The 25400-nt window shown below is 36.5% G+C and carries 21 protein-coding genes and 1 tRNA gene; 14 read left to right on the top strand and 8 right to left on the bottom strand.

Going from position 1 to position 25400, the window contains the following annotated elements:
- Positions 1-619: 619 nt before the first annotated feature.
- Both FEE95_RS18825 and FEE95_RS18830 read right to left on the bottom strand, forming a co-directional pair.
- Positions 620-1828, bottom strand: a complete 1209-nt coding sequence (locus tag FEE95_RS18825) for a site-specific integrase (RefSeq protein ID WP_138659585.1) — start codon at positions 1826-1828, stop codon at positions 620-622.
- A 227-nt stretch (positions 1829-2055) separates the two neighbouring features.
- Positions 2056-2129 (bottom strand) — tRNA-Arg (locus tag FEE95_RS18830).
- A 73-nt stretch (positions 2130-2202) separates the two neighbouring features.
- On the opposite strand from FEE95_RS18830, the gene FEE95_RS18835 reads away from it, so the two are divergent.
- Complete coding sequence (locus FEE95_RS18835) at positions 2203-2715, top strand: adenine phosphoribosyltransferase (RefSeq protein ID WP_138659586.1); 513 nt, start codon at positions 2203-2205, stop codon at positions 2713-2715.
- On the opposite strand, the gene FEE95_RS22360 is transcribed toward FEE95_RS18835, so the two are convergent.
- The 4 genes from FEE95_RS22360 to FEE95_RS18855 all read right to left on the bottom strand — a co-directional run bounded on the left by FEE95_RS22360 (position 2712) and on the right by FEE95_RS18855 (position 7287).
- On the bottom strand, positions 2712-2864 hold the full coding sequence (locus FEE95_RS22360) for an SsrA-binding protein (RefSeq protein ID WP_138659587.1): 153 nt from the start codon (positions 2862-2864) through the stop codon (positions 2712-2714). The two genes, FEE95_RS18835 and FEE95_RS22360, sit on opposite strands and share 4 nt — an antisense overlap.
- Before the next feature lie 73 nt (positions 2865-2937).
- Positions 2938-4275 carry an SPFH domain-containing protein gene (locus FEE95_RS18845; RefSeq protein ID WP_138659588.1) on the bottom strand — a complete coding sequence of 446 codons (1338 nt, stop codon included), beginning with the start codon at positions 4273-4275 and terminating at the stop codon, positions 2938-2940.
- Positions 4276-4815: 540 nt separating this feature from the next.
- Positions 4816-6927, bottom strand: a complete 2112-nt coding sequence (locus FEE95_RS18850; protein WP_138659589.1) for a peptidoglycan DD-metalloendopeptidase family protein — start codon at positions 6925-6927, stop codon at positions 4816-4818.
- Complete coding sequence (locus FEE95_RS18855; protein WP_138659590.1) at positions 6928-7287, bottom strand: BlaI/MecI/CopY family transcriptional regulator; 360 nt, start codon at positions 7285-7287, stop codon at positions 6928-6930.
- A 159-nt stretch (positions 7288-7446) separates the two neighbouring features.
- On the opposite strand from FEE95_RS18855, the gene FEE95_RS18860 reads away from it, so the two are divergent.
- The 5 genes from FEE95_RS18860 (at position 7447) to FEE95_RS18880 (ending at position 15010) form a co-directional block, all read left to right on the top strand.
- The gene (locus FEE95_RS18860) at positions 7447-8385 is read left to right on the top strand and encodes a calcium/sodium antiporter (protein WP_138659591.1); all 939 of its coding nucleotides are present in this window, start codon (positions 7447-7449) and stop codon (positions 8383-8385) included.
- Positions 8386-8515: 130 nt separating this feature from the next.
- Positions 8516-10135 (top strand): carboxypeptidase-like regulatory domain-containing protein, encoded by a 1620-nt coding sequence (locus FEE95_RS18865; RefSeq protein ID WP_138659592.1) that lies wholly within the window; start codon positions 8516-8518, stop codon positions 10133-10135.
- 12 nt (positions 10136-10147) lie between these two features.
- The gene (locus tag FEE95_RS18870; RefSeq protein WP_138659593.1) at positions 10148-11755 is read left to right on the top strand and encodes a carboxypeptidase-like regulatory domain-containing protein; all 1608 of its coding nucleotides are present in this window, start codon (positions 10148-10150) and stop codon (positions 11753-11755) included.
- Between the two features lie 12 nt (positions 11756-11767).
- Positions 11768-13369 carry a carboxypeptidase-like regulatory domain-containing protein gene (locus FEE95_RS18875; protein ID WP_138659594.1) on the top strand — a complete coding sequence of 534 codons (1602 nt, stop codon included), beginning with the start codon at positions 11768-11770 and terminating at the stop codon, positions 13367-13369.
- 12 nt (positions 13370-13381) lie between these two features.
- Complete coding sequence (locus tag FEE95_RS18880) at positions 13382-15010, top strand: carboxypeptidase-like regulatory domain-containing protein (protein WP_138659595.1); 1629 nt, start codon at positions 13382-13384, stop codon at positions 15008-15010.
- Between the two features lie 54 nt (positions 15011-15064).
- Here FEE95_RS18880 and FEE95_RS18885 read toward each other — a convergent pair whose 3' ends face one another.
- The gene (locus FEE95_RS18885) at positions 15065-16075 is read right to left on the bottom strand and encodes a glutamine synthetase beta-grasp domain-containing protein (protein WP_138659596.1); all 1011 of its coding nucleotides are present in this window, start codon (positions 16073-16075) and stop codon (positions 15065-15067) included.
- A 328-nt stretch (positions 16076-16403) separates the two neighbouring features.
- Here FEE95_RS18885 and FEE95_RS18890 point away from each other — a divergent pair, with 328 nt between their 5' ends.
- From FEE95_RS18890 to FEE95_RS18920, 7 genes are all read left to right on the top strand, one after another.
- Positions 16404-18590, top strand: coding sequence for a glutamine synthetase III family protein (locus FEE95_RS18890; protein WP_138659597.1), 2187 nt, complete (start codon positions 16404-16406; stop codon positions 18588-18590).
- Positions 18591-18648: 58 nt separating this feature from the next.
- Positions 18649-19827, top strand: a complete 1179-nt coding sequence (locus FEE95_RS18895; RefSeq protein ID WP_138659598.1) for an AIR synthase related protein — start codon at positions 18649-18651, stop codon at positions 19825-19827.
- Positions 19828-19877: 50 nt separating this feature from the next.
- A complete protein-coding gene (locus FEE95_RS18900) occupies positions 19878-20321 on the top strand; it encodes a QcrA and Rieske domain-containing protein (RefSeq protein WP_138659599.1) in 444 nt (147 codons plus the stop codon).
- Between the two features lie 19 nt (positions 20322-20340).
- On the top strand, positions 20341-20775 hold the full coding sequence (locus tag FEE95_RS18905) for a thioredoxin family protein (protein WP_138659600.1): 435 nt from the start codon (positions 20341-20343) through the stop codon (positions 20773-20775).
- Positions 20772-21767 (top strand): FAD:protein FMN transferase, encoded by a 996-nt coding sequence (locus tag FEE95_RS18910; RefSeq protein ID WP_394347961.1) that lies wholly within the window; start codon positions 20772-20774, stop codon positions 21765-21767. Before FEE95_RS18905 ends, FEE95_RS18910 begins: the two co-directional genes overlap by 4 nt.
- Positions 21768-21778: 11 nt before the next feature.
- Positions 21779-21988 carry a DUF4266 domain-containing protein gene (locus FEE95_RS18915; RefSeq protein WP_138659601.1) on the top strand — a complete coding sequence of 70 codons (210 nt, stop codon included), beginning with the start codon at positions 21779-21781 and terminating at the stop codon, positions 21986-21988.
- 67 nt (positions 21989-22055) lie between these two features.
- On the top strand, positions 22056-23303 hold the full coding sequence (locus tag FEE95_RS18920; protein WP_138659924.1) for a DUF3570 domain-containing protein: 1248 nt from the start codon (positions 22056-22058) through the stop codon (positions 23301-23303).
- On the opposite strand, the gene FEE95_RS18925 is transcribed toward FEE95_RS18920, so the two are convergent.
- Positions 23284-23949 (bottom strand): ATP-binding cassette domain-containing protein, encoded by a 666-nt coding sequence (locus tag FEE95_RS18925; RefSeq protein ID WP_138659602.1) that lies wholly within the window; start codon positions 23947-23949, stop codon positions 23284-23286. The two genes, FEE95_RS18920 and FEE95_RS18925, sit on opposite strands and share 20 nt — an antisense overlap.
- 366 nt (positions 23950-24315) lie before the next feature.
- On the opposite strand from FEE95_RS18925, the gene prfA reads away from it, so the two are divergent.
- Complete coding sequence (prfA, locus tag FEE95_RS18930; protein WP_138659603.1) at positions 24316-25392, top strand: peptide chain release factor 1; 1077 nt, start codon at positions 24316-24318, stop codon at positions 25390-25392.
- The last annotated feature ends 8 nt before the right edge of the window (positions 25393-25400 follow it).

The following is a 25400-nucleotide window of genomic DNA, read 5'->3' on the forward strand; positions in this document are numbered from 1 at the left end:
TGCGGTATGCTGTAAACTTGTCAATCGAATTTTTGCTGTAATCCGAAGACAATCACCCTTTGTTGAAGTTTATGAACAAAATTTTATCAATTGATTTGGTTTTCTCTTAGAATTCGCAAAAGAAAAATCCACTCGACTTGATTTGAGAATGGTCGAAACAAAAAAGAGCGAAGCAAATTTTCGTTTAGCAATCCTATATCATTTACTATATAAATCCGCTTACGAGTGATAACTATTTTAATGGAAAATTATAGGTTTTACAGCAAACTTTTTCAATGTTTACTGGGGTTTCCAGCGTTTTTACAGTAAACTTTTTAACGACACATTTTAAAAATGCAATAATTTGAAGTCGTAAACTTCTCATTTTCAGTTTCATGGATGAAATATCTAAACTAGTAACATCGCTTTAGCGTGTTGCCCTCTTGCTATTCAAATCTTCTCCGTTTCACTCCCAAGTTTTGAATACACCCTACGATACTTTAAAGAACAAATAGCAGGATGCGCCCTATCCTGTTTTTGCTTAACGCTTATCTACCGGAACACTACAAAAACAGGACAGGAACCATGTGCAAAGTTTTGGGTAAGATCTGGGGTCTTGTTTTTATTACATAACTCTCATTTAATATTTACCAACTATCCGCTTCATATCATTCATTAATTTCTTATCAATAACCATAGCATAAATTTGTGTCGTCTTTAAAGACGAATGCCCGAGCATTTTACTTACGGATTCTATTGGCACTCCATTTGCCAAAGTCACGGTTGTCGCAAAAGTGTGCCTAGATAAATGAAATGTTAGCTTCTTCTCTATATTACAAATTGCAGCTATTTCCTTTAGGTAAGTATTTAACTTTTGATTACTGATTACGGGAAGTAACTTATTTTGATTGTTATCTAAAGTGGCACTATATTTTTGAAGTATTTTCTCAGCTATCGGAAGCAAAGGAACACTGCTTTTTGTATCGGTTTTCGAACGATTGATTTTTATCCACTTTTCACCTTTTATATTAAGGACTATATGATTGTCCGACAGTTTTTCCACATCTATATAGGACAAACCGGTAAAACAACAGAATATAAAGATATCTCTTACTTGTTCCAGTCTTTGCAATGGCAATTCGGTTTCCATCAAAATTTTCAGCTCTCTTTCATTAAGAATATCACGTTCTACTTTTTTCCATTTTGCTTTCCAATGATAAAAGGGGTCTTTGCTTATCCAATCATTGGCATAACATATGCGCATAATCTTTTTTAGGTTGGTTACATATTTAGTCACCGTATTCTGTCCACAGGCTTTTAAATTCGTTTTTAAATAGTGTTCAAAACGGTTGATAAACTTTAAATCTACTTCCTTGACATATACATCCTCTTGGCCATACTCCTTATCGATAAAAGCTTTTAAGTGTCGAAGTGTTCTGAGGTGCCTTTGGTAAGCTCCTGAAGAGAATTCCCTGCCGACTATTTCGGATATTTCCTTGTTATGACCTTCATAGATGTTCAATAGTGTTTTATGTCTAGAGCTTTTTCCTTGAAAAGAGTTTTTTATCATTTGGGACGTGTATGACCTGCCGTCCGCTTCGTATTTTCCTTGAATTCGATATAATCGGGCACGCAGATCTTCCAAATATTTGTTCAATTCACGATTGGAAGGCTTGGAGTTTTTGGCACGCCCAGAAGCACAGTTCCAATCATCAACTTTCACTTTTCGTTTTGCACTTATTTCGGAGCGTTTTCCGCTTACCGTAATCCTGAGATAGATGGGACACAAACCGTTTCTATCAGGCATGTTTTTCCTGATATAGAATAAAATAGAGAAGGAATCATTCATTTTTTTAAGCTTTTAAGTTGTTCAATTTCAACTAACTTTTTGCTTAAAAAACTGATTGTCAATTTTTTAACATATTATCATCGGTGTTTTTGCGAATATGAAAACTACTCACCGAATTACTCACCAGATAGGGTGATTTTATATGATATCAAACGATACTTGTTAAAATGAAAAAGTCCGTAAATCATTGATTTACAGACTTTTTGAATTTAATTGATAAATCTAAGTGACCTCGACAGGATTCAAACCTGTAACCTCTTGAGCCGTAATCAAGTGCGCTATTCAGTTGCGCCACGAGGCCGTTTTTCCCTTTTAAAAGGGCTGCAAATATATTTCTTTTTACTTTTAACGCAAAATAACTACTGACAAAAGAAATGGATTTTAATAGCTACATACGCGATATCAAAGATTTCCCCAAAGAAGGAATTGTTTTTAAAGATATTACACCCCTTTTAAAAGATCCCTCTGCTTTAAATAAAGCGGTGAATGCCTTATATGAACTGGTGGGAAATCAAAAAATCAATAAAGTCGTAGGAATGGAAAGTAGAGGTTTTTTCTTTGCACCGATTTTAGCTACGAAACTCAATGCTGGTTTTGTACCTGTACGTAAGTCTGGTAAGCTTCCTTATAGAACCATCAGCGAAGTGTATACATTAGAATACGGAGAGGATATTTTAGAAGTACACGAAGATGCAATTGCCCCTGGCGAACGTGTTTTAATCCATGATGACGTCTTGGCAACAGGTGGCACAGCACAAGCAGTGTGCAAGCTAGTTGAAAAAATGGGTGGAGAAATTGTTCAGTTCAATTTCTTGATTGAATTGGATTTTTTGAATGGTAAGGACCAAATAAGAGGATATGAGGTAAAATCCCTTTTACATTATTAGTCCAACGCATTCGTAGTCACGAAATATCGCCATCCAATAATTGCCAATTGAAATTTTGAAGCCTTGGCCAAATTCAATCTTTTTTTGGTGTAGGATGGAAGTAGTAACTTGTTTGCCTTCGCCAGGAATTTAAAAATCGATTTTTTCAAGAGTTTGGTTTTTTCAAAAATACAAAATAAAAAATGCGGTCATCGACCGCATTTTTCAGATAGAAATTGTGTACTATTTTTGACCATTGGATTCCATCATCTTTTTGGCCAAATCTGCTCCAATAAGAGACTGAAGTAGATTGCTATCGGTGCTTTTAGAACTTCCTCCTTCAATGAATATTTCAGGAAGACTTAACTCCTTTAGTTCTCTAGCGACTCCTACAGAAGTTTTATATTCCCATTCCGCTTTTTCCTGCGGCGTAAGTCCGGCGCTTACTAGTTTAGCATTCTGATACGACTCCGCATCAGCAGCTACTTTTTTACTTAAGGCCTTGAACTTTTCCACTTCAAATTGCTTCTTCTCTTTGACTAAATTGAATTCAGCAACTTTAGCTTCGGTTTCTGCAGCAATGGTTTTTTGTATTTGCTCCTTTTCTAATCGGGCCCTTTCGGTAGCTTTATCGGCTTCACCTCGGGCTTTTTCCTTCTGGGCTCTATAAAACTCACGCTCAGCTTGTTGTTTCTCTAATTGGGTTTGCGCCACCTCTTCCTTTTGCAGTTGTAGGCGCTTATCAAAAGTTTGTTCCCAATCAATTTCAGTTACCACTGCCTGTATGACGGTTAGCCCATAAGCTTTCAATGAGTTTCCTTTCTCACGAACGGGTTCTCCATTTCTTATTTGAATACGAAACCTTTTATGCTTCGTTTCCTTATTGACAATCGTTCGAACAGTACTACTATCTCCAATTATCTCACGGGTTTGATTATCTGCATATTCCTCAAGTACATACATACCATTTTCTAATTGGTCTTTGAAGTACCTATCAAAATCAGAAGCTTGTCCGGAGATGTAGTCTTGGGCATCCATCAATTTACAGGTGTTTTTTATGGACTGGTCAATATTTGGGATGACCCTAGAGCGAATCATATTTTGTTCTGTCTTATTGCGATCGGCCACGGATAAGAATTGATCCTTATCGTCGGTATTTATGCTTATAACCACAGAAGTAGCGATTCTCGCTTTTACCGCATCGCTAAACGCCCAATACTTTGCCGCATCAACATTGGCGTATTCGCTTTGATCTCCAAGATTACCTTCCGAATTCGGAATGACGTATTTAATGGGTAATTCAAATTGTAAGGGAATCAGTCTACCCCACATTTTAGTGTTTATACCTTGGCGAAAAACCGCTTTTTGACCTCCCCAGGGATATTGAACCGCATAAGCGGTGCCAGGTTCAGCATAAAAGAACGCACCAGAGATTATGCTTAACGCGATTCCCAAGACCATAAGCTGCAAACTCCGCTTAATGGTAAATTTGGTCAAAATCTCATTGGTTTTGAAAATGGGTTTAAGTATCAATATGATTGCGCCTGTTAGCGCTATTAAAATTCCAATATATAGTATCATAATGTTTTGAATTAAGGGTTATCATAAACGTGTGAATGGTCAATTGAATTGAAAAGACCGCCTATTAGGCGGTCTTTTATATATAGGCCTATATGATTCTACTTAAGCTATTATCGTGATCAAGGATAACAACAAGAACAACAAAATTTTAGCTAGTGTAATCATAACAAAGGTTTTTTAGGGTTAATAAATAGTTGCTGATAATCGATTATCCAAATAAGATATATTTAAAAAATGTTCACTTGCAACTATTTTGACCAAAATCAATACAAGTGAATACACTATTGAAATCAAAATAACGAATCATATTATACTTTTTTAATGAGTTTCTTGATTATTGTTATAAACTGTAATTATTTATTACTGAAAACATTATAAAATTTAACATTTGTAGAGGTGTTTTCGTTGCTTTTTAATTTAGCAAGGCAGTTTTGGGCTCAAAAAAGGTGATTTTTGATGATTTCGTTTCAGGATTCAAAAAAACCGACTAAAAAAAAGTCGGTTCATATGATTAAATTTTGGTAACAAAAGTGTATCTCCTTAATTATTTTTCGTGGTTATTTCCACAACACCGTTCTTAGCTTTTTTACCGTATTTTTCTTTAGCACTCTCGCCTTTCGATACTTCGATTTTCTCAATTTTATCTTTTGAAAGCGCTTTAAATTCTTTCTTTGTGGTTTGTTTTCCGTCAATATAATATATGGGGTCACCATCACCATCTTCATGAAGGAAGAAAAAAGAATTCCCACCCTCTTCTATCCATTCGATATCGTCATCTTCATTATCATCGGTACTTTTGATTATGATTATACGATTATCTTCACCATTTTCTGATTTTTTGATTTTAATATGATGTCCATCAGACTCTTCATCTTCCTTTAGTTTATTATACTCCTCTTCGCTCACTTTTTTACCATTCACACGTATGGTTTTCTTCCCATTCTCTTCTGATATGTTTACCGTTTTAATTTTTGTACTGCCATTATGTACCCAGACTGAATGATCTTCGTCTTCATGTATAACTTCTGCATTCTTATCACCCATAAAAATCATGGTGTTCTCATCGTCCATAACCAAGGTAACTGGATTAATGGGCTCCTCGTCATTATAGAAAGTTGAAGAACCGCTCATTTGTTGTTTTTTGGAGCCTTTTGACTTTACATCTATTGACAGGCTAATAATTTCGTTATTTTCATTATGGACCGCGGTATAGGAAAAATCAAAACCTTTTTCTGCGAGGTCTTGTTTAATTTTTTTAAGCTCTTCATCCGATGTGTCTTTGTCTATTCGGATTTCAATCTTTTTTTCGGTATCTGCCCTAGTCTTTACCAGATTACCAACCGTTCTGAATGGAATCTTGCTTTCAGGGTTAATGGCCTTTCCAGAATTTAAAATCTCAAAATGTAAATGAGGTCCGGTGGATTTTCCAGTATTCCCTACATGACCTATAATAGCACCCATTTCAACTTTTTCGCCACTTTTGACATTCCTGTTCTTTAAGTGCATGTATTTTGTACTATAACCGGATTCATGTTCAATAACAATATAGTTTCCACTGGATGGCGTCTTGGAAGATACTTTGACAGTTCCCGAATTACTTGCCAGAACTTTTGTTCCAGTCGAAGCCACCAAGTCGATTCCGTTGTGGAATTTATCCTTTTCAAGTTTATGTTGCCCTAGTCCGAAACGGGCCGATATCTGCTTGATGTCCTTTTGATTTAATGGACTTTGAAATTCGACAGTCTCAGTTTTGTAACCGGAGGTTAAACTAGTAGGTTCATAAAACTTAACTTCCTCACGAACGTTGAAAGCCAATAAAAAACCCATTAGGCACGGAAGAACAATGAATAACTTTAAAAAATTTCCTTTTTTTGATTGATTTTGATTTAACATGACTATTCGTTTTTTGATGAGTGAATTAAAAAATGGATTCGCGATAGTAACCTTATTCGCTCCGACCACTTTTTGCAATAAGAGATATTGGTAATGTTTTTTGCCTTTTTGATCTATGCAAGTGTATGCATCCGCTAGGTATTCTAAATTTTCTTTTATAGATTTTCGATACAACCAAATTACAGGGTTAAACCATTGCAAAATCAAAACGATTTCAGAAAGTAGTATGTCTAATGAATGTAATTGGGTAGCATGAACTTTCTCATGATTCAAAATGATATTTAAATCACTCTTTTTGAACAACTGCGGATTATAGAAAATGTATTTGAAAAAAGAGAAGGGTGATATCTCTTTTTCAGTTTTTATATGAGTTAAATTGTCTTGTTTTGTAACATTAGCATTCTTTTTTATCTTTTGAAGTGCCCGAAGTTGTACTAAAAGACGAAAACCAAAAGCAACAATCCCAATAGCATATATAAATGCCAAAAGTCCGAACCAATTAAAAGGCTGAGTTACTTCGGTAGTCGTGAAAACAATTTCAGAAGGGGAGAAATTACTTTCAGCAAATGGCTTGGGTTCAATAAATATGGTTCTGGTAAAGGTGATAAAAGGTAATACGAAAGAAGCGACTAACCCGAATACCAGAAAGATTCTATTGCTAACAAAGAAGGTTTCTTTCCTTAGAAAAAGCTGATAGGAAATTAAGAACAATGCTAAGACTGCCCCTGACTTTAAAAGGTATAGAAGAAAAGGTTCCATCTATTTTTTATTTTCAATGAGGTTAATAATTTCTTTTAATTCTTTCACCGATATTTTTTCCTCCTTAGCAAAAGAAGATACCAGGTTCTTGTATGAATTGTCGAAATAATCAACGATGCTTGAGTTGATGAACTTTTTTCGGTAGGCATCTTTAGTTATCAAAGGGTAGTACCGATGTGTATTTCCGAACGCTTCATGACCAACATATTTCTTGTCCTCTAGATTTCTTACAATCGTGGATAAGGTATTGTAGTGCGGCTTCTCGCCATCTAGCTCAGCCCTGATTTCTTTGACAAAAGCTTTTTCAAGCTGCCAAAGAATTTTCATGATTTCTTCTTCTTTATTGGTCAGTTTTTGCATAAAAATTCAAATTTGAAATCAAACTTATTACTATTTTTTTAGTTGAACAACTATTTTAGTAGTTATTTAACTATTTATGCAGGAGTTCAATGGGTCCTCGTAGCAAATAGTTAATGATTTAAGTTAAAATGTTCTGTTATCTTTGTGAAAACCTAACCAATGCAAAACCCCCTTTTTATACTTGCAGGTCTTGCCCTATTAATCTTAGGGGGCAATTGGCTATTGAAGTCTGCGGTCGCATTATCCTTAAAATTAAATATTCCAAAGATTGTTATTGGAATGACTGTGGTATCTTTTGCCACTTCTGCTCCAGAACTAATTGTGAGTGTTAACTCAGCCTTAGAAGGATACCCTGATTTGGCTCTAGGTAATGTGGTCGGATCTAATGTTGCGAACCTAGGATTGGTTTTGGCCGTTACTATAGTACTCGGAAGTATTGACGTAAAAAAGAGTTTTTATACTACGGACTGGCCAGTGATGATGCTTGCCTCACTTCTCTTTTTTGGCTTTATTTATTTCGATGGTGTGCTTGTTCGTTACGAGGGTATTATTATGTTGATTTTTCTGTTTGTGTTTTTGGTTTATTTATTACGTTTTCAGAAAACCGCTGTCATTGATGAGCTTCCGGAAGATGACGTTCCTTTGCCATTATATAAGACCGTCTTGTTTTTAGGTCTGGGAGCAATTGCACTTTGGGGCGGTTCTGAACTTTTAATAAATGGTGCAGTTGGTATGGCAATGAAGTATGGTATAAGTGAAAGGATAATTGCGATTACAGTAGTATCGATTGGCACAAGTATTCCCGAACTGGCAGCCTCTATAATTGCTGTTATAAAAAAGGAAAAGGCAATTTCTCTGGGAAATCTTATCGGGTCGAATATTTTCAACTTATTGGCAGTGTTAGGAATAACTTCAATAATCACGCCCATAAAAGTTATGGATGAAGGTTTACTAAGCAACGACATCTTCTGGATGTTGGGTATTTCTTTTCTTATCCTTCCCTTGGTATTTCTGCCAAATAAATTACGTTTAGGCTGGCGCGATGGCTTGGTGCTTTTAGCGGTCTATTTCACCTTTGTATATTTTACGATTCAATAGTTTTCCCTCAGAATCCTGCCTGCCAGCAAGCACGGCGACATTTAAAATATCCTGAGTTTATATACTTGTTAAATGGTATAATTTTTGTGGCTTAATATTTACTTTCCCCCTCCAAAAAGCCAAACTATCAATGAAGCAACATATTTACGGAATTGCTGTATTTCTTGTACTATTTCTCATTTCAAATCCTGCTTTCTCGCAGCAACGTGAATATATTACAGGAAAATTACTTGATACCAAAACCCAAGAGCCCATTGCTTTTGCCAGTATTCGAATTAAGGATAGAGCTTTGGGCATTATTTCAAATACCGATGGTAGTTTTAAGATTCCTTTAAAGTATAAGGAGTATGGTGATGTTATTGAAATTTCTTCGATGGGGTATCAAAAAAAGGAGGTGCCTTTACTGGAATTCTCATTAACTGATTTCAATACAGTAGTTCTGTCGCCGAGTATTCTTGAACTCTCCGAGGCGGTCGTTCAGGCCAAAAGAAGAAAAAAGGTCAAAGGACCTAAAAGACTCTCTGCAGCCCAAATTGTTAGAAAAGCCATAGAAGCAATACCAGAAAATTATCCTTCCCGTACTTTTTCCTCTATTGGCTATTATAGGGATTACCAAGTTAAAAAGGACAAGTATGTTAATCTGAATGAAGCTGTATTGGAAGTTGTCGATTCAGGTTTTCAACAACATGACCTTGCGACCACCCAAGTAAGAATCTACAATTACCAAAGTAATGAAGATTTTGATCAGGATCTCGAAGGGCGTTTTAAATATGATTACAAGAAGTACAAAAAATATATTGACAAGGCCTACCTCTTTAATTATGGGGGTAATGAGTTTACCATTCTAAGAATACATGATGCTATTCGAAATTTCAAATACAATTCATATGATTTCATAAACGTAATGGAACGTGATTTTGTAGATAGTCACTTTATTAAAAAGGAAGAGGAAATCAATCTTGACGGGGAAGTACTATATGCAATTAGCTTCGCTAAAATCTTGGTTAAATATAGAATCATCGGTAAAATATATATTTCAAAGAAAGACTTTGCGATTCATAAAATGCGGTACACCCTTTATGACAAAACAAGAACAACGGAAAGTGGAGAATTTGATGAGAATGATGTTAATGAAGTAACACTCTTTAAAGTAATCTCAGAATACGCCAGAAGTTACAATAAAATGTATCCCAATTTCATTTCATTTTTCAATACTTTTCAAGTGAACAAACCTCCAAAGTTTATTTTAGAAGAGACCTACCTTGATACCGAGTGCACATGCTTTCAATTGACTTTTAATAACAGGGTTGACCAACTGCGGGCAAAGACCAAAGAATACTACGATATTAGGTTTCATGGGAAAAAGATACCTATCGATAAGATTCTAACGAAAAAAGGCTTTGAAGATTTAGTGTTTATATATCCTAAAATAAGTAGAAAAGAATTTTTGAATATGAGCAGTGAACTAAATGTAGCTTCCAGAAAAAGACTAGAGTTCACTGATTTATTGACGGTAGAAGTTACGGGATTGCGAGATGAATATTCAAATGTAATAAACGAAATGGAGTATAATACCTACAAACAGTTTCGTGAATTTTTTATCCAAAAAATACAGCCCAATGGTAGCACTTTGAAAGATACCCTTTACATGAAAAAAGACATTCCTATTTTTAAAGACCAGCCCATCGTAAAACCAGATAATTTTGATGACTATTGGATGAATACACCGCTCCAAAATTTGAAAAACTAAAAGCTTTCCACAATGCAAAAAAGAGTTACCACCATCATGTCTTTTCTTCTATTATTGCTAGTATTTAGTTCCGCTTTGGCGCAGCAACGGGAATATATTATCGGAAAGTTGCTTGACGCCAAAACACAGGAGCCTGTTGCCTTCGCTAGCATCCGAATTAAGGATAGAGCTTTAGGTATTATTTCAAATACCGATGGTAGTTTTAAAATTCCTTTAAAGTACAAGGAGTACGGAGATATTATCGAGATATCTTCAATGGGCTATCAAACTCAGGAAATACTAATCCAAGACTTTTCTATCTACGAATTAAATAATGTGAGACTGCAACCTGCAATTTTCGAGTTGCAGGAAGCCATCGTATCTGCCAAAAAGAAAAGGAAACTAACAGCAAAACAAATAGTGCGCAGGGCCATACGAGCGATACCAGAGAACTACCCATTAGAGCCTTTTTCAACGGTTGGTTACTATCGCGATTACCAATTGGACAGCCTACGGCAGTATGTAAACCTCAATGAAGCCATACTAGAAGTATTTGACCAAGGGTTCGACGCTACGGATTCCGTGACCACTAAAGTTAGAATATATGACTATTCGGAAAATACCGATTTTAAACGTGATACGTCAGCCTTAAGGTCATATAACTACAATGCCAATAAAAGACGGAAAGTAATCGAGAAAGCTTTTCTGCCCGCATATGGCGGTAATGAATTTAATATCTTAAGGGTTCACGATGCAGTAAGGAATTACGATATTGATTCATATTCTTTTGTACATCGGTTGAAGTCCGACCTGATTTCAGAGCATCAGTTCAAAAAAGAAGCTGATACCTATTTTGATGGTGAACCTTTATACACGATTGGTTTTACCAAGTTTCTTCTGAATTATAGCGCCTATGGAAAGCTCCATATTTCTAAAGATGATTTTGCTATTCATAAGTTGGAATACTCAGTTTACGATCGTAATAAGAAGCGAGGTGATGGTAATTTGAACAAGCATGAAAATGAAAATGAACTGATTTTTGAAACGAATACGGAATATCGAAAGAATAGTACTAAAATGTATCTTAGCCATATTTCTTTTCACAATACTTTTAAGCTTTGGGACCCACCCAAATTTGTGCCTGAATATATTATCCCAGACTTTGAATTAAAATGCTTTGTTATAGGATTCAACAACAAAGTGATACTGGAAGATGCTTCTTCTTTAGATAATTATGAGGTCAAAGTGAAGGGAAAGTCTATTGAATTGGGAAAAGCCGAACTATTAGATTCTCAGAATGTAGTTCGGTTATACCCTAAAATGTACCCAAACAGGGCTGAGAAAATGTTGCGAGAAATTGAAATCGCTGCACGCAAAAGGAAAATCACCAATGCCCTTTTTGAAATAAAAATTTCGAACATTAGAGATTTTGAAGGGAACCTAATCAATCAATGGACTTCTCGAGACTTCAATCAATTCCGTGAGTTTTTTGCCCAAGAGCTAAAGACGAGCTCCTTTGCTCCCGTAGACGCACTTTATATGAAAAGACAAAATCCTATTTTCAAGGATCAACCGATAGTTAAACCAGAGAATTTCAATGATTATTGGATGAATACCCCACTCCAAAATATTGATAACTAAAAAAGTATACAGATGCAAAAAAGAACCTATCCATTTCTAGTATTCGTCGTAATCTTCTTGGTTTCTTGGCATGCTCAAGCACAAGAGCGGGATTTTATCTCAGGAAAACTTATGGATTCCAAAACAAATGAACCTGTTGTGTTCGCCAATATAAGAATCAAGGACCGGGCTTTAGGAATTATTACAAATGTTGATGGAAGTTTTAAAATACCCTTGATATATAAGGAATACGGAGATATTATCGAAATATCATCTATGGGTTATCAAACCAAGGAGATTGGCATAAGTCAATTGGTTCAAGATAAACTCAATATACTAACCATAGATCCTTCGGCAATAGATTTACAGGAAGCCGTGGTTAAAGGAAAAAGGAAAAGAAACCTAACTGCGAAACAAATAGTTCAAAAGGCTATAGATGCCATACCTAGAAACTACCCATCTACTTCTTTTTCAACGGTGGGTTATTATCGTGACTATCAGTTTAAGGACCAAGAATATATTAATCTTAACGAAGGTATTTTAGAAGTTTTTGATCAGGGTTTTGACCAATTGGATGATGGTACAACAGAAACTAGGTTATTTAATTTTGGACTAAACCGAGACTTCAAACAAGATTCATTGGCCCGAATGCCCTATGACTATCAAACCAATAAAAAAGTAATTAGAAAAGCACATTTGGATGCTTATGGAGGCAATGAATTTCGAATTTTGAGAATTCATGACGCCATTCGAAATTACAATGTTGGTTCCTATGATTTTATTGGTGCATTGAAGACTGATTTGTTAAAGAACCATTCTTTTTTAAGAAGCAAAGACACCAATATTGATGATGAGGAACTTTATGGTATTAAGTTTTGGGTGAGGTATGTGGATTATAGTGCCCACGGAATGATCTACATCTCAAAGACTGATTATTCCATTTATAAACTAACATATACTATGTATGATGAAACTAAAAGAATCAAATCAAAGGAGAAAAATAAACACGGACATCGACAAAAGGCCATATTCGATATTGTGACTGATTATAAAAAGATGGACCAAAAGATGTATTTAAATTATATTTCATTTCATAACAGTTTTGAAGTTAGAAAACCACCCAAGTTCGTTTTGGATTCTACTCTTGTAAATGCTCCTGGTGCTTATTGTATGTTATATTTCAATAATCCTGTGGATTCTATATCTGCAATAAAACCTAAGAATTATGATTTTTTTTTCAAGCAAAGAAAGTTCGGAATTGAAAAGATTGAAGCATTTCAAGACTCGGTTAAACTTTATGTTGACCCTAGTTTTAAAAAAGCAATGGCTATTTACAGGGGCGAGATGAGTACATTATTTAGAAAGGAAAGAAGTGAAGAGATTGAAGCGTTATTTGAAATAAATGCCAAGAAAATTATTGATGTTGACGGTAATCTACTTAATGACCCACAGATTTTTGATTATTTACAGTATCGGGAGTTCTTCGCACAAAGAGTAAAACCAGACTCTAGAGCACCTTTAGATGATCAGTTTATGGACAAAAGAAAACCAATATTTGAAAACCAACCCATGACCAAGCCAAAAGAGTACAAAGAGTATTGGATGAATACTCCGTTGCAAAAGAATGTCAACTAAAGAAATCGATTCGTGTTCAAAAAGCATTTTATAATTCTATCGTTTTTGACATCGGCCTTTTGTTTTTCGCAACAAGGGGATTACATTTTTGGCCAGTTGGTTGACTCCACTCAAAATGAACCGATTCCTTTTGCCAGTATTCGAATAAAAGAAAAGGCTTTAGGTGTCATTACCAATGTCGATGGAACCTTTAAAATTCCTTTTAGATATAACGATATAGGAGAGGTTTTGGAAATTTCTTGTCTGGGATATGAGACCAAAGAAATTAATATTCAAGGGTTAGACAATTCAAAAAGTAACATCATTATTCTTAAACCAAGTGCTTTTGAGCTTGAAGGAGCTGTAGTATCAGCAAACATTAAAAAGTTGAGTGCCAAACAGATTGTGAAAATCGCGATAAATAGTATTTCACAGAACTATCCTCAAGATGATTTTGGCCTTGTAGGGTATTATCGAGATTATCAAGTTAAAAATAGCACTTATACCAATCTCAACGAGGCAATTATCAAGGTTTTGGATAAAGGTTTCGGTAAAAAGAACAGTTTTTACAATCAATACCAATTGTTATCCTATGGAAAAAATCTAGATTTCAAGATTGACAAATTCGCCAAGCAGCCATACGATTATGAAGGTTACAATAAAATTGTGCCAAACGCGAAAATGAAAAATGACGGAGGTAACGAGTTTATTATGCTCGGCATGCATGATGCTATCCGTAATCATAAAGAAGAGTCCTTTTCATTCATTAATGATTTGAATTCTGATTTTACAGACAACCACCAATTTCGATTGATAGGTAAGTCTAATTATAAAAAAGAGCCCGTCTATGAAATTGAAATTCTACTTAAGAACAATAATTATATGGCAACAGGGAAAATTTTTATTAATTCAAAGGATTTTTCTATTCATAAATTGGACTATGCGCTACATAAATTGGACTATGACTCTATTAAAAGTAAGAAAGCCTTTGATTATAGTATCGCAGATAATGCATCAGAAAGATTTTCAGATGGTTTTAAGAAAATGAATACTGAAGTATTGTATCATATAACAACAGAATATGTTCGTAATTTAAACGGAAAAATGTTCCTGAATTATATTTCATTTTATAATAAGGTTCTGATTCAAAGACCTGCCAAATTTGAATCTAAATTTGTAATTAATTTAAAGGACAAATCTTTTCGTATAAGGTTAAATAACTTACCGGTAAACTTGGGTAAAATAAAGAACAAGGATTTTAGGATAAGGTACAAGAAGGATTTGGTGCCTATAAAAGAGTTCTATTTTCTTGAAGACGAACGCACTTTTGTGGTTTGCCCTAATTTGGATAATTCAAAAACAGAAAATTTTTTTAATCGCCTTTTTGAGGAAAGAGATGATTTGCAGGTTGCCGATGTAAAGTATTCATATCGGAATATAAGGGACAGCATTGGCAATAAACTTGATGAAAGAAAATGGGAGTACCTGCATCAATATCGGGAATTTTTTACACAAGAAATTCAGGCTAATGGTGGACAGATAGATAAAAATGATTTGATGATAAAAGGGCTTCCCTTAGACAGCGAATTACAACCAATATCAAGTGAACCAATGAAGAGTGACTATTGGAAAAACACACCATTACCAACACTTAATAATTAAAAAAACCGCCTCTGAGTAATCAAAGGCGGTTTCAATCACAACAATTTAATTTAACTATACATCAGCAGTTTTAACTGTTTTCACAATTCGAGCTGCAATTTTGTACGGATCTCCATTAGAAGCTGGTCTACGATCTTCCAGCCATCCTTTCCATCCTTTTTCAACTGTAATAATCGGAATACGAATAGAAGCACCTCTATCTGATATGCCGTAGCTGAAATCATGGATAGAAGCAGTTTCGTGAAGTCCGGTCAAACGCTGGTCATTGAACTCCCCGTAAACTGCAATATGTTCGGCAGTAACAGGTCTGAACGCTTCACAAATTTTCTCATATACTTCTTGAGAACCGCAAGTTCTTAGTGTAGTATTTGAGAAATTCGCGTGCATTCCAGAACCGTTCCAGTCACCTTTAACTGGTTTTGGGTGGTATTCGATGTACCATCCGTAGCTTTCTGTCAAACGGTCTAGTAAGTATCTAGCAACCCAGATTTCATCACCTGCTTTTTTAGCGCCTTTGGCGAATAATTGAAATTCCCATTGTCCACTTGCAACTTCTTGGTTGATACCTTCAAAGTTTAATCCGGCAGCAATACATAGATCGGCGTGTTCTTCAACAAATGATCTTCCGTGTGTGTTTTTTCCACCTACGGAGCAGTAGTACATCCCCTGAGGACCAGGATATCCACCAACTGGGAAACCTAAAGGCAATTGTGTAGCCGTATCCATAATGAAATACTCTTGTTCAAAACCGAACCAAAAATCATCATCTGCATCGTCAATAGTTGCTCTTGAATTTGATTCATGGGGAGTTCCGTCTGCATTCAACACTTCGGTCATTACCAAGAAGCCGTTTTCACGTGCTGGATCAGGATAAATAGCAACAGGTTTTAATAAACAGTCAGAAGATCCACCTTCTGCTTGTTTGGTTGAGCTTCCATCAAAAGACCACATCGGGCAGTCTTCCAATTTACCACTAAAATCTTCTTCGACTTTCGTTTTACTTCTAAGGTTAGCTGTTGGCTTGTAACCGTCCAACCAGATGTATTCTAATTTAGATTTACTCATAATATGGGATAGTTATTTTTTTGAAATTATAAAGACAGACAAAAATATGTTTTTTGATGAATTATTGTCATTTTCAAGGGGGTAATTTTATCAAAAGTTATTATTTTTTTGGTTTACCCCATTTTTTGTGGGGTAAATTGTGAAATATCTATTATTTGATAGTAATTTTGTCATATTTGTAAATAGCCATGGGGTAATTTGCCAAAGCATTCGTAAGAAAACGACCCAAAAATACTGAAGCACACCTCGGAAAATTTAAATCTCACCGTGCCTGGCGGCAGGCAGGATTATCGAGTAAAGAATTATAGCTTCTTAAGCACAAAGAATTATGTCAAAAATAAGATTCAAGGCTATCGAAGAAAGCCAAAAAAGAAAACGTATAACTATTGAAGAAAAGGGGAGACGCTCAAAGCTATTCGCTCAAAACGTTTTTAATGAAGAACGCATGCTTCAATATTTGACCAAAGATGCGCTTGATAGTGTACAAAGCGCTATTTTTTCTGGTTCGAAAATCGACCGCAAAATTGCAGACCAAGTTGCCGAAGCAATGAAAGGCTGGGCGATTAGCATGGGAGCTACGCACTACACACATTGGTTTCAGCCCTTGACAGGTTCAACGGCTGAAAAGCATGACGCTTTTTTTGATTTACTACCGGACGGAAGAGCATTGGAAAAATTTGGTGGAGGGCAATTGGTACAACAAGAACCCGACGCATCGAGCTTCCCTAGTGGAGGAATTCGGAACACGTTCGAGGCTAGGGGATACACGGCATGGGACCCAACATCACCTGCTTTTATTTATGAGACTACATTGTGTATTCCAACCATATTTGTTTCCTATACCGGAGAGGCTTTAGATAACAAAGCACCGCTTCTTAGAGCCCTACATGCCGTTGATGAAGCGGCAACGGCGGTAGCCAAATATTTTGACAAGAATGTTTCAAAAGTCAATGCGACCCTAGGATGGGAACAAGAGTATTTTCTGATTGACAAAGCGCTCGCGAATTCAAGACCTGATATTAGTTTGACTGGCCGTACGCTGGTGGGCCAATCCGCCGCAAAGGGGCAACAACTTGATGATCACTACTTTGGAGTTATTCCTGGTCGGGTTTTAAGCTTTATGAGCGATTTGGAAAAGGAATGTACTAAATTAGGAATTCCTGTAAAGACCCGACACAATGAGGTAGCCCCAAATCAATTTGAATTGGCCCCGGTTTTTGAGGAGGCCAACTTGGCCGTAGATCACAATCTATTGTTAATGGATGTGATGGACAAAATTGCTGACAAACATAGCTTTAAAGTTTTATTTCATGAAAAGCCTTTCGCAGGAATTAATGGGTCAGGTAAGCATAATAATTGGTCATTAGCCACTGATACAGGAGTGAATCTGTTGAGTCCGGGTTCCACACCCATGAAGAACCTTCAATTTTTAACCTTCTTTATCAATACCATAAAGGCAGTCGATACCTATGAAGAGCTAATGCGTTCATCAATAGCTTCGGCAGGAAATGACCATCGTCTAGGCGCAAATGAAGCTCCTCCCGCGATTCTTTCTATTTTTATTGGAACGCAATTAAGTCGCGTTTTGGACGAGTTAGAGGGAGTTTCAAAAGGTAAGCTATCCCCTGAAGAAAAAACGGAACTCAAATTGAATGTAGTTGGTAAGATCCCTGAAATCTTGATGGATAATACCGATCGCAATCGAACATCTCCTTTTGCATTCACCGGAAACAAATTTGAAATTCGGGGCGTGGGTTCCAAGGCAAATTGTGCCAAACCTATGACCATTTTAAATACAATCGTCGCAAAGCAATTAATAGCTTTCAAAAAAGAAGTTGATGCTTTAGTGGATAAAAAAGGTTTGAAGAAAGATGAGGCAGTCTTTAACGTCCTTCGAGAGTACATAAAGACTTCTAAAAGAATTCGTTTTGACGGTGATGGCTATAGTGATGATTGGGAAAAAGAAGCTAGAAAAAGAAAACTTAGCAATAACAAAACTACACCCGAAGCACTTCAAGTTTTGACTTCGAAGGAAAGTTTAGACCTTTTCAAATCGATGAAAGTGATGAGCGAAATTGAGGTGAAGGCACGACAAGAAGTTGAGCTTGAAGCTTATATTTTACACATTCAGATTGAAGGCCGCGTATTGAACGAATTGGTGTACGGACATATAATTCCAGCAGCTATTGAATATCAAAATACGCTTATTAAAAATGTTTTAGGATTGAAAGAGATTTATGGTGCGGCACATAAAAAGCTTTCAGAAGGGCAATCGAATATTATTGAACTGATGGCGGAGCATATGGTTGCTTTGAAAAAGCAAACAGACGGAATGACCGATGCTCGAAAGAAAGCAAACAAATTATCAGATAGTCATAAAAAAGCATTTTCATATTCGGAAAACGTCAAACCTTATTTTGATGAAATTCGCTATCATTCTGACAAATTAGAACAGTTGGTAGATGATGAAGTTTGGCCATTAACAAAATATCGAGAGCTTTTGTTTATAAAGTAAGTTCTAGTATGTGTTCTGATTTCATCAATTCAACTATTTTTGCCACAAACTTCAAAGAATGAGCTCATCACATAGTGAAAGGTACAACCAGCGAGGTGTCTCAGCTTCAAAGGAAGATGTTCACAATGCTATAAAAAATATTGATAAAGGCCTTTTTCCGAATGCCTTTTGTAAAATAGTACCAGATTATCTGACTAATGATGATGATTACTGTTTGATAATGCATGCGGATGGTGCAGGTACAAAATCTTCCTTAGCCTATATGTATTGGAAAGAAACGGGAGATGTTTCTGTTTGGAAAGGCATTGCCCAAGACGCACTTATCATGAATATTGATGATTTGATTTGTGTGGGAGCAACGGATAATATTATGCTTTCCTCAACTATCGGGCGTAATAAGAATTTGATTCCCGGGGAAGTGATTTCAGCTATTATTAACGGGACAGAAGAACTTATTTCAGATTTGCGGCAGCACGGCATAACCATTCATTCCACAGGAGGTGAAACCGCTGATGTTGGTGATTTGGTTCGAACCATTATTGTCGATTCCACGGTTACTGCACGAATGAAACGAAGAAATGTAATTGACAATTCAAATATTAAAGCAGGTGATGTTATAGTTGGTTTGGCTTCTTTTGGACAATCGACTTATGAAACAGAATACAACGGGGGAATGGGAAGTAACGGATTGACGTCTGCCCGCCATGATGTGTTTTCAAAATATTTAGCTGAGAATTATCCAGAGAGTTTTGATGCTTCAGTGCCTGAAGATTTAGTGTATTCAGGAAAAATGAAGTTAACTGATGCTGTTGCCAATTCTCCTTTAGATGCTGGTAAATTGGTGCTATCTCCAACAAGAACTTATGCTCCAATAGTAAAGAAAATTCTTGAGAAATATACATCTGAAGATGTTCACGGTATGGTGCATTGCAGCGGTGGTGCGCAAACAAAAATCCTTCATTTTATTGACCAATATCATATCATCAAAGACAACCTATTTCCGATTCCTCCTTTGTTCAAATTAATTCAGGAACAATCGGGTACGGACTGGAAAGAAATGTACCAAGTTTTCAATTGCGGACATCGTTTGGAGTTATATGTGAACGAGTTCGTGGCACAAGATTTGATTGGTATATCAAGCAGTTTTGGCGTCGAATCTCAAATCATTGGTCGTGTTGAGGAAAATCCGGAGAAGAAACTGACAATAAAAAGTGAGTTTGGAACCTTTGTCTATTAAGGCATACGATAAGAGCAAATACTGCGTTTTGTATAGTAAATATCAGTACTATGGAAAGAAAGCAGTTTTTAAAAACCCTAGGTGCAGGTGCCGCTTTTGCACTCACTTTTCCATGCGTTCATGGATGCTCAAAGGATGAAGCCCCAACGGGAAATATCGTAGAAGAACCAACAGGGGTAGACTTCACCATAGATTTGACCTCCTCGGAGGCGGCTAATTTAGCTTCAAATGGAGGTTTTATTTTGAAAAACTTAGTGGTTGTTGTCAAGAACCTTGAGGGAGAATACATTGCTGCGAGTCAAGTTTGTAGTCATCAAGCCTATGATCAGGTCAGGTTTGTAAATCAAGATGGTGGTATTTTTTATTGTGATGTTCATGGTTCTCGTTTCGAGCAAAACGGAACTCCATTGAATCAAGTAGATGGAAATCCTGCGAAAGTTTTAAAAGTGTATAATATTGAACTTACTGGAGATATGCTTCGGGTTTTTGAATAGTTCATTTAAATAGTCGGTATTGAAAATAGTTGCCCCAATACTATTCTTCTTCTTTTCCATTTGCACATTTGCGCAGGATTGGGAAGATACCTATGCTGAAACGGTAGCCACCTCAGTTGATCAAAATAAACCAATTGTTTTGGTTTTTGCAGGCTCGGATTGGTGCGCCCCTTGTATTAAGTTAGACAAAACCATTTGGCAATCTGAAGAATTCAAAACCTATTCGAAGGAGAATTACATTTTATATAAAGCAGATTTTCCAAGAAAGAAAGCAAATCAGCTTAGTGCTGAAATGGCTCAGCAGCATGCCTTACTTGCTGAACGCTTTAATCCCAAAGGTCATTTTCCTTTAGTTGTAGTTTTAAACCAAGAGGAAAAAGTTTTGGGCAAGATGGGGTACAAGAAAACTACACCTGAAGATTATATTTCACTTTTAAATAACTGCCTTAAGTGAAAACCTTCCTCATTATATGTTTTAGTTTTTTTACCCTAACGGGATATACACAAGAACGTGATTTGGTTACGGTAAAGAAAACTCTCAAACTAATGGGCAGTCGGTTTAGTATCACCGTAGTTTCACCCAGTGAGGAATTAGGACATATAAATATTGAGGAGGCCATTGCCGAGATTACCAGAATTGAAAAAATGATTTCTTCTTGGGATTCAGAATCGGAGACCTATCGCATCAATTCGAATGCAGGAATCAAACCTGTGAAAATAAGCGATGAATTGTTTAAGCTGATCGAGCGCTGCAAGCAGATTTCAGAATTAACTGATGGTGCTTTCGACATCTCGTATTCTTCCATGGACAAAATCTGGAAGTTCGATGGTTCGATGAAAGAAATGCCATCTGCGGAACGAATTAAAAAATCAGTAGAAAAAGTAGGTTATGAAAAGATTATTCTAAATAGCGATAACCAAACCGTTTATTTAAAGGAAAAGGGCATGAAAATTTCGTTTGGTGCTATTGGTAAGGGATATGCAGCTGACAAGGCAAAAGCATTTTTGGTCTCCAAACAGGTGCCCGGTGGTATTATTGATGCAGCAGGAGATCTATCTACATGGGGCACTGATGTTACAGGCAAAAAATGGATTATCGGAATTGTGAATCCACTCGCAAAAGATAAAATTGTTTCGTGGCTGCCCGTTGTGGAATCCTCTGTGGCAACTTCAGGTAATTATGAAAAGTATGTGACCTTTAAGGGCAAACGCTATTCCCATATTATCGATCCTCGAACTGGTTATCCATCCTCCGGAATACGTCAGGTTTCCATTTTTGCCAAAAGCGCAGAACTCTGTGATGCTTTGGCAACAGCTATTTTTATTATGGGAAAAGATGCGGGACTTTTCCGGATCAATCAACTCGACGGGGTTGAGGTAATTCTATTTGATAATTTTAACAAAGTCCACAAGAGTGATGGAATATTGTTTGAAAGAGATCCTTAACTTTAACGTATATGAAGAGAGTAATTCTAGTACTTTGCTTGACCTTTTTTGTAACCTCATGCGTTGCAGTTAAAGAATACGATAGAGCATATCTAAACGATGAAGAAATGCTTTTATCTGCTAAAGGGATGGAGCGTTTTGAAACCAATTTTCAGATTTACCGTGAAGCAGCAGCTGGTGCAAATGGAGGTAAGAGTGGTGGTGGTTGCGGTTGTAATTAAGTAGACATTTTCAAACTAAAAACATTTGAAAAAAAATCTTTTTTTTCTATTCATTCTAAGTACTTTCATGGGATTTGCTCAAGAAGAAACTTCCTATAAGAAAAGAGTTCTTGAAGCGGCTGAAATCGATTTGTTATTTAGCTATTACGGTCAAGACGGACAGAACGCCGCGGTAACAGGTGGAGAAGGTACTGAGGAGTTGACTGATGCTACTTCAAGTATAGTTGTCCGAATTCCGATTGGTGAGGATGATATCATAACCGTTGATGCAGGTATATCGGCTTACACTTCGGCATCTTCAAGCAATGTGAATCCTTTGGATGGCGATGTAAATCGAAATGCGAGTCCTTTTAGCGCTTCATCTGGGGCATCGCGGCAAGACGTGTTGGCCTATTTTAATCCTACCTATTCCCATAGTTCTGATGATCGCAATTCCATTGTAAACGCAAAAGCTTATGTTTCCTCGGAGTACGATTATTTCTCCGTGGGATTTGGAGGGGGGTACACGCGATTATTCAACGAAAAGAACACCGAAATTTCCATAAATGCCCAAGTGTTTTTGGACAAATGGAATCCGCAGTACCCTATAGAATTGCGAGAAGGGTTTTTCGACTCGCGAATTGCAAGTGATGAAACTTTTGAAGGAACCTACAATCCGAATTTTACTAAGTTTACGGATGAAACTAGAAATTCGTACTCCGTCTCTATAGGATTCTCACAAATACTGAGTAAAAAATTACAAGCATCGATTTTTATGGATATCGTCTCACAAAGTGGATTGTTGAGCACACCGTTTCAACGGGTGTACTTTGGAGATTCTCCCAATTTTTTCATTGAAGATTTTCAGCTGGCGGATGATGTCGAACGTTTACCTAACACACGTTTTAAAATTCCGATAGGGGCACGATTAAACTATTACCTGAGTGATACATTTGTACTTCGTACGTATTACCGCTTCTATACCGACAATTGGGGAATTACCGCCCATACAGCAAACTTGGAAGTACCTATTAAATTGAGCGATAAGTTCACTATTTATCCATCCTATCGTTATTATCAACAGACCGCCGCTGATTATTTTTATGCAAAGGATATTGCTTTGTCAACAACAGAGTTTTATACTTCAGATTATGATTTATCAGGCTATAACGCCAATCAATACGGAATGGGAATTCGTTACAAAGACATTTTTACCAAAGCCAAAATCCTCACTTTCGGATTGAAGACCTTAGACCTTCGGGTCAACAAGTATGACCGTAGCGACGGACTGAACGCATTTATAGTTTCAGTAGGTACTACGTTTGTTGGGGATTAAAACTGATATATCCTTCATTTTCCAAATCTTGTTGCGACTGTATCAATTTGGATGATCCATTTTTAATTAGGTAAATCGTATCGCTGACATCTAAGATTTCTCTATAAAAATGATCTGTGATGAGTATGGCACTTACATTTTTCTTCTCCCGAATGATATCTTTGAACTTTTCAACATAAAGAGGGGCTATAAAGGAAAAGGGCTCATCTAACAAAATAATTTCCTTGCCAGAATCTAGAACAAGATAAGTTTCAACAACTCTAAGTTCTCCGGAGGAAATTTCATTGATTTTGCTATTGCCATATATTTTAAAGGAATCAAAGATAGCTGTAAAGGTCTTCCAGTCCGATTGAAATAAATGAAAAGCCTTTTTAAGGGAAAGATTATTTGGTAATAATTGGTGCTGTGGAAGATAGGCAACTTTACCGGTGTTAAATAGGTTGGTTTTTAAATATTTCCCATCAAGTCTTACACTTTTGTATTTTGGTTTTAAATCACCAAAAAGAATACGCAAAAGACATGTTTTTCCACAACCATTTCTACCTAACACCCCAGTTACTTTTCCAGTCTCCGTTTTTAGATAAACTCCGTAAAGTATCTTTTTGTTATCAAAACTTAGTTCGACGCTATCAATTTCTATTTTCAAAATTGATTTCGTATTAAAACTATGATGCTAGTAATTATGGTGTCAAAAAAGAAAGAAGTAAAAAAGAGCGGCATCGAAGAAATCCCGAAGTTTTTATAAAAAATCAATTTTTTCCTTAAGCTTGGTTCAATATGAGATGCTAACACTATTCCAAGGAGCAAAAATTTCAATGTTATCATAAGCAGCAATGACATTTTTAAAAACACAAACCATAGCGTAATTAGAAGGCTGGTAAGCAGAAATTTTCTGTAAAAGTGAAAACCAAGTTGAAGTGTTTTTAAACTAAAAAAGTGCTGCATGAAGTACTTGTGATATCTTTAAATGTACAAATTTATTGTAAATTCGCAGTCCAAGTGATGCTACACTATGATCGACAAATTAAACATTGTAAAACAACGTTTTGATGAGGTTTCTGACCTGATTATTCAACCTGATGTGATTTCAGACCAAAAGCGTTATGTGAAATTAACTAAGGAGTATAGTGATCTCAAAGAGCTTGTAGCGAAACGCGATCAATATGTTGAGCTGACAAGTAATCTCGAGGAAGCCGAGGAAATAATTGCAGATGGTAGCGACCCTGAAATGGTTGAAATGGCCAAAATGCAGTTGGATGAAGCCAAGGAAGGCATTCCTAAGTTAGAAGAGGAAATCAGATTGATGTTGATTCCTAAAGATCCTGAAGATGAGAAAGATGTGGTTATGGAGATTCGGGCTGGAACCGGTGGAGATGAGGCCAGTATTTTCGCTGGAGATCTTTTCCGTATGTATACCAAATATTGTGAATCAAGAGGTTGGAAAACCAATGTAATTGATTTAAGTGAGGGAACCAGCGGTGGTTACAAAGAAATTCAATTTGAAGTTTCTGGAGCGGATGTCTACGGGACGCTGAAATTCGAAGCTGGCGTACATCGTGTGCAGCGTGTGCCACAAACTGAAACCCAGGGCCGAGTGCATACAAGTGCTGCTACGGTAATGGTGCTTCCTGAGGCCGAGGATTTTGATGTGCAGATTGACCCAAAAGATGTTCGAATCGATTTTTTCTGTTCCTCTGGTCCTGGAGGGCAATCTGTGAATACAACCTATTCGGCGGTTCGCTTAACGCACATTCCAACAGGATTAGTAGCACAATGTCAAGACCAAAAATCACAACATAAAAATAAGGACAAAGCTTTTCGGGTTTTACGTTCACGTTTGTATGATTTAGAACTTGCCAAAAAGCAAGAAGAAGATGCTGCCAAACGAAATTCGCAAGTGAGTAGTGGTGACCGTTCTGCGAAGATTAGAACCTATAACTATGCCCAAGGCAGGGTTACAGACCACCGTATCGGACTTACGCTTTATGATTTACAGAATATCATTAATGGTGATATTAAAAAAATAGTAGAAGAACTTCGCGCCGTTGAGAATACGGAGAAATTAAAGGAGGCCTCAGAGACCTTCTAATCGAAATT

The organism is Maribacter algarum (ex Zhang et al. 2020), assembly GCF_005885635.1.
Taxonomy (GTDB): domain Bacteria; phylum Bacteroidota; class Bacteroidia; order Flavobacteriales; family Flavobacteriaceae; genus Maribacter_C; species Maribacter_C algarum.

Bases quoted from the DNA above. Each gene is read 5' to 3' on its own strand.
- FEE95_RS18825 (WP_138659585.1), bottom strand. From the start codon at position 1,828: ATGAATGATTCCTTCTCTATTTTATTCTATATCAGGAAAAACATGCCT.
- FEE95_RS18835 (WP_138659586.1), top strand. From the start codon at position 2,203: ATGGATTTTAATAGCTACATACGCGATATCAAAGATTTCCCCAAAGAA.
- FEE95_RS18845 (WP_138659588.1), bottom strand. From the start codon at position 4,275: ATGATACTATATATTGGAATTTTAATAGCGCTAACAGGCGCAATCATA.
- FEE95_RS18850 (WP_138659589.1), bottom strand. From the start codon at position 6,927: ATGGAACCTTTTCTTCTATACCTTTTAAAGTCAGGGGCAGTCTTAGCA.
- FEE95_RS18855 (WP_138659590.1), bottom strand. From the start codon at position 7,287: ATGCAAAAACTGACCAATAAAGAAGAAGAAATCATGAAAATTCTTTGG.
- FEE95_RS18860 (WP_138659591.1), top strand. From the start codon at position 7,447: ATGCAAAACCCCCTTTTTATACTTGCAGGTCTTGCCCTATTAATCTTA.
- FEE95_RS18865 (WP_138659592.1), top strand. From the start codon at position 8,516: ATGAAGCAACATATTTACGGAATTGCTGTATTTCTTGTACTATTTCTC.
- FEE95_RS18870 (WP_138659593.1), top strand. From the start codon at position 10,148: ATGCAAAAAAGAGTTACCACCATCATGTCTTTTCTTCTATTATTGCTA.
- FEE95_RS18875 (WP_138659594.1), top strand. From the start codon at position 11,768: ATGCAAAAAAGAACCTATCCATTTCTAGTATTCGTCGTAATCTTCTTG.
- FEE95_RS18885 (WP_138659596.1), bottom strand. From the start codon at position 16,075: ATGAGTAAATCTAAATTAGAATACATCTGGTTGGACGGTTACAAGCCA.
- FEE95_RS18890 (WP_138659597.1), top strand. From the start codon at position 16,404: ATGTCAAAAATAAGATTCAAGGCTATCGAAGAAAGCCAAAAAAGAAAA.
- FEE95_RS18895 (WP_138659598.1), top strand. From the start codon at position 18,649: ATGAGCTCATCACATAGTGAAAGGTACAACCAGCGAGGTGTCTCAGCT.
- FEE95_RS18900 (WP_138659599.1), top strand. From the start codon at position 19,878: ATGGAAAGAAAGCAGTTTTTAAAAACCCTAGGTGCAGGTGCCGCTTTT.
- FEE95_RS18915 (WP_138659601.1), top strand. From the start codon at position 21,779: ATGAAGAGAGTAATTCTAGTACTTTGCTTGACCTTTTTTGTAACCTCA.
- FEE95_RS18920 (WP_138659924.1), top strand. From the start codon at position 22,056: ATGGGATTTGCTCAAGAAGAAACTTCCTATAAGAAAAGAGTTCTTGAA.
- prfA (WP_138659603.1), top strand. From the start codon at position 24,316: ATGATCGACAAATTAAACATTGTAAAACAACGTTTTGATGAGGTTTCT.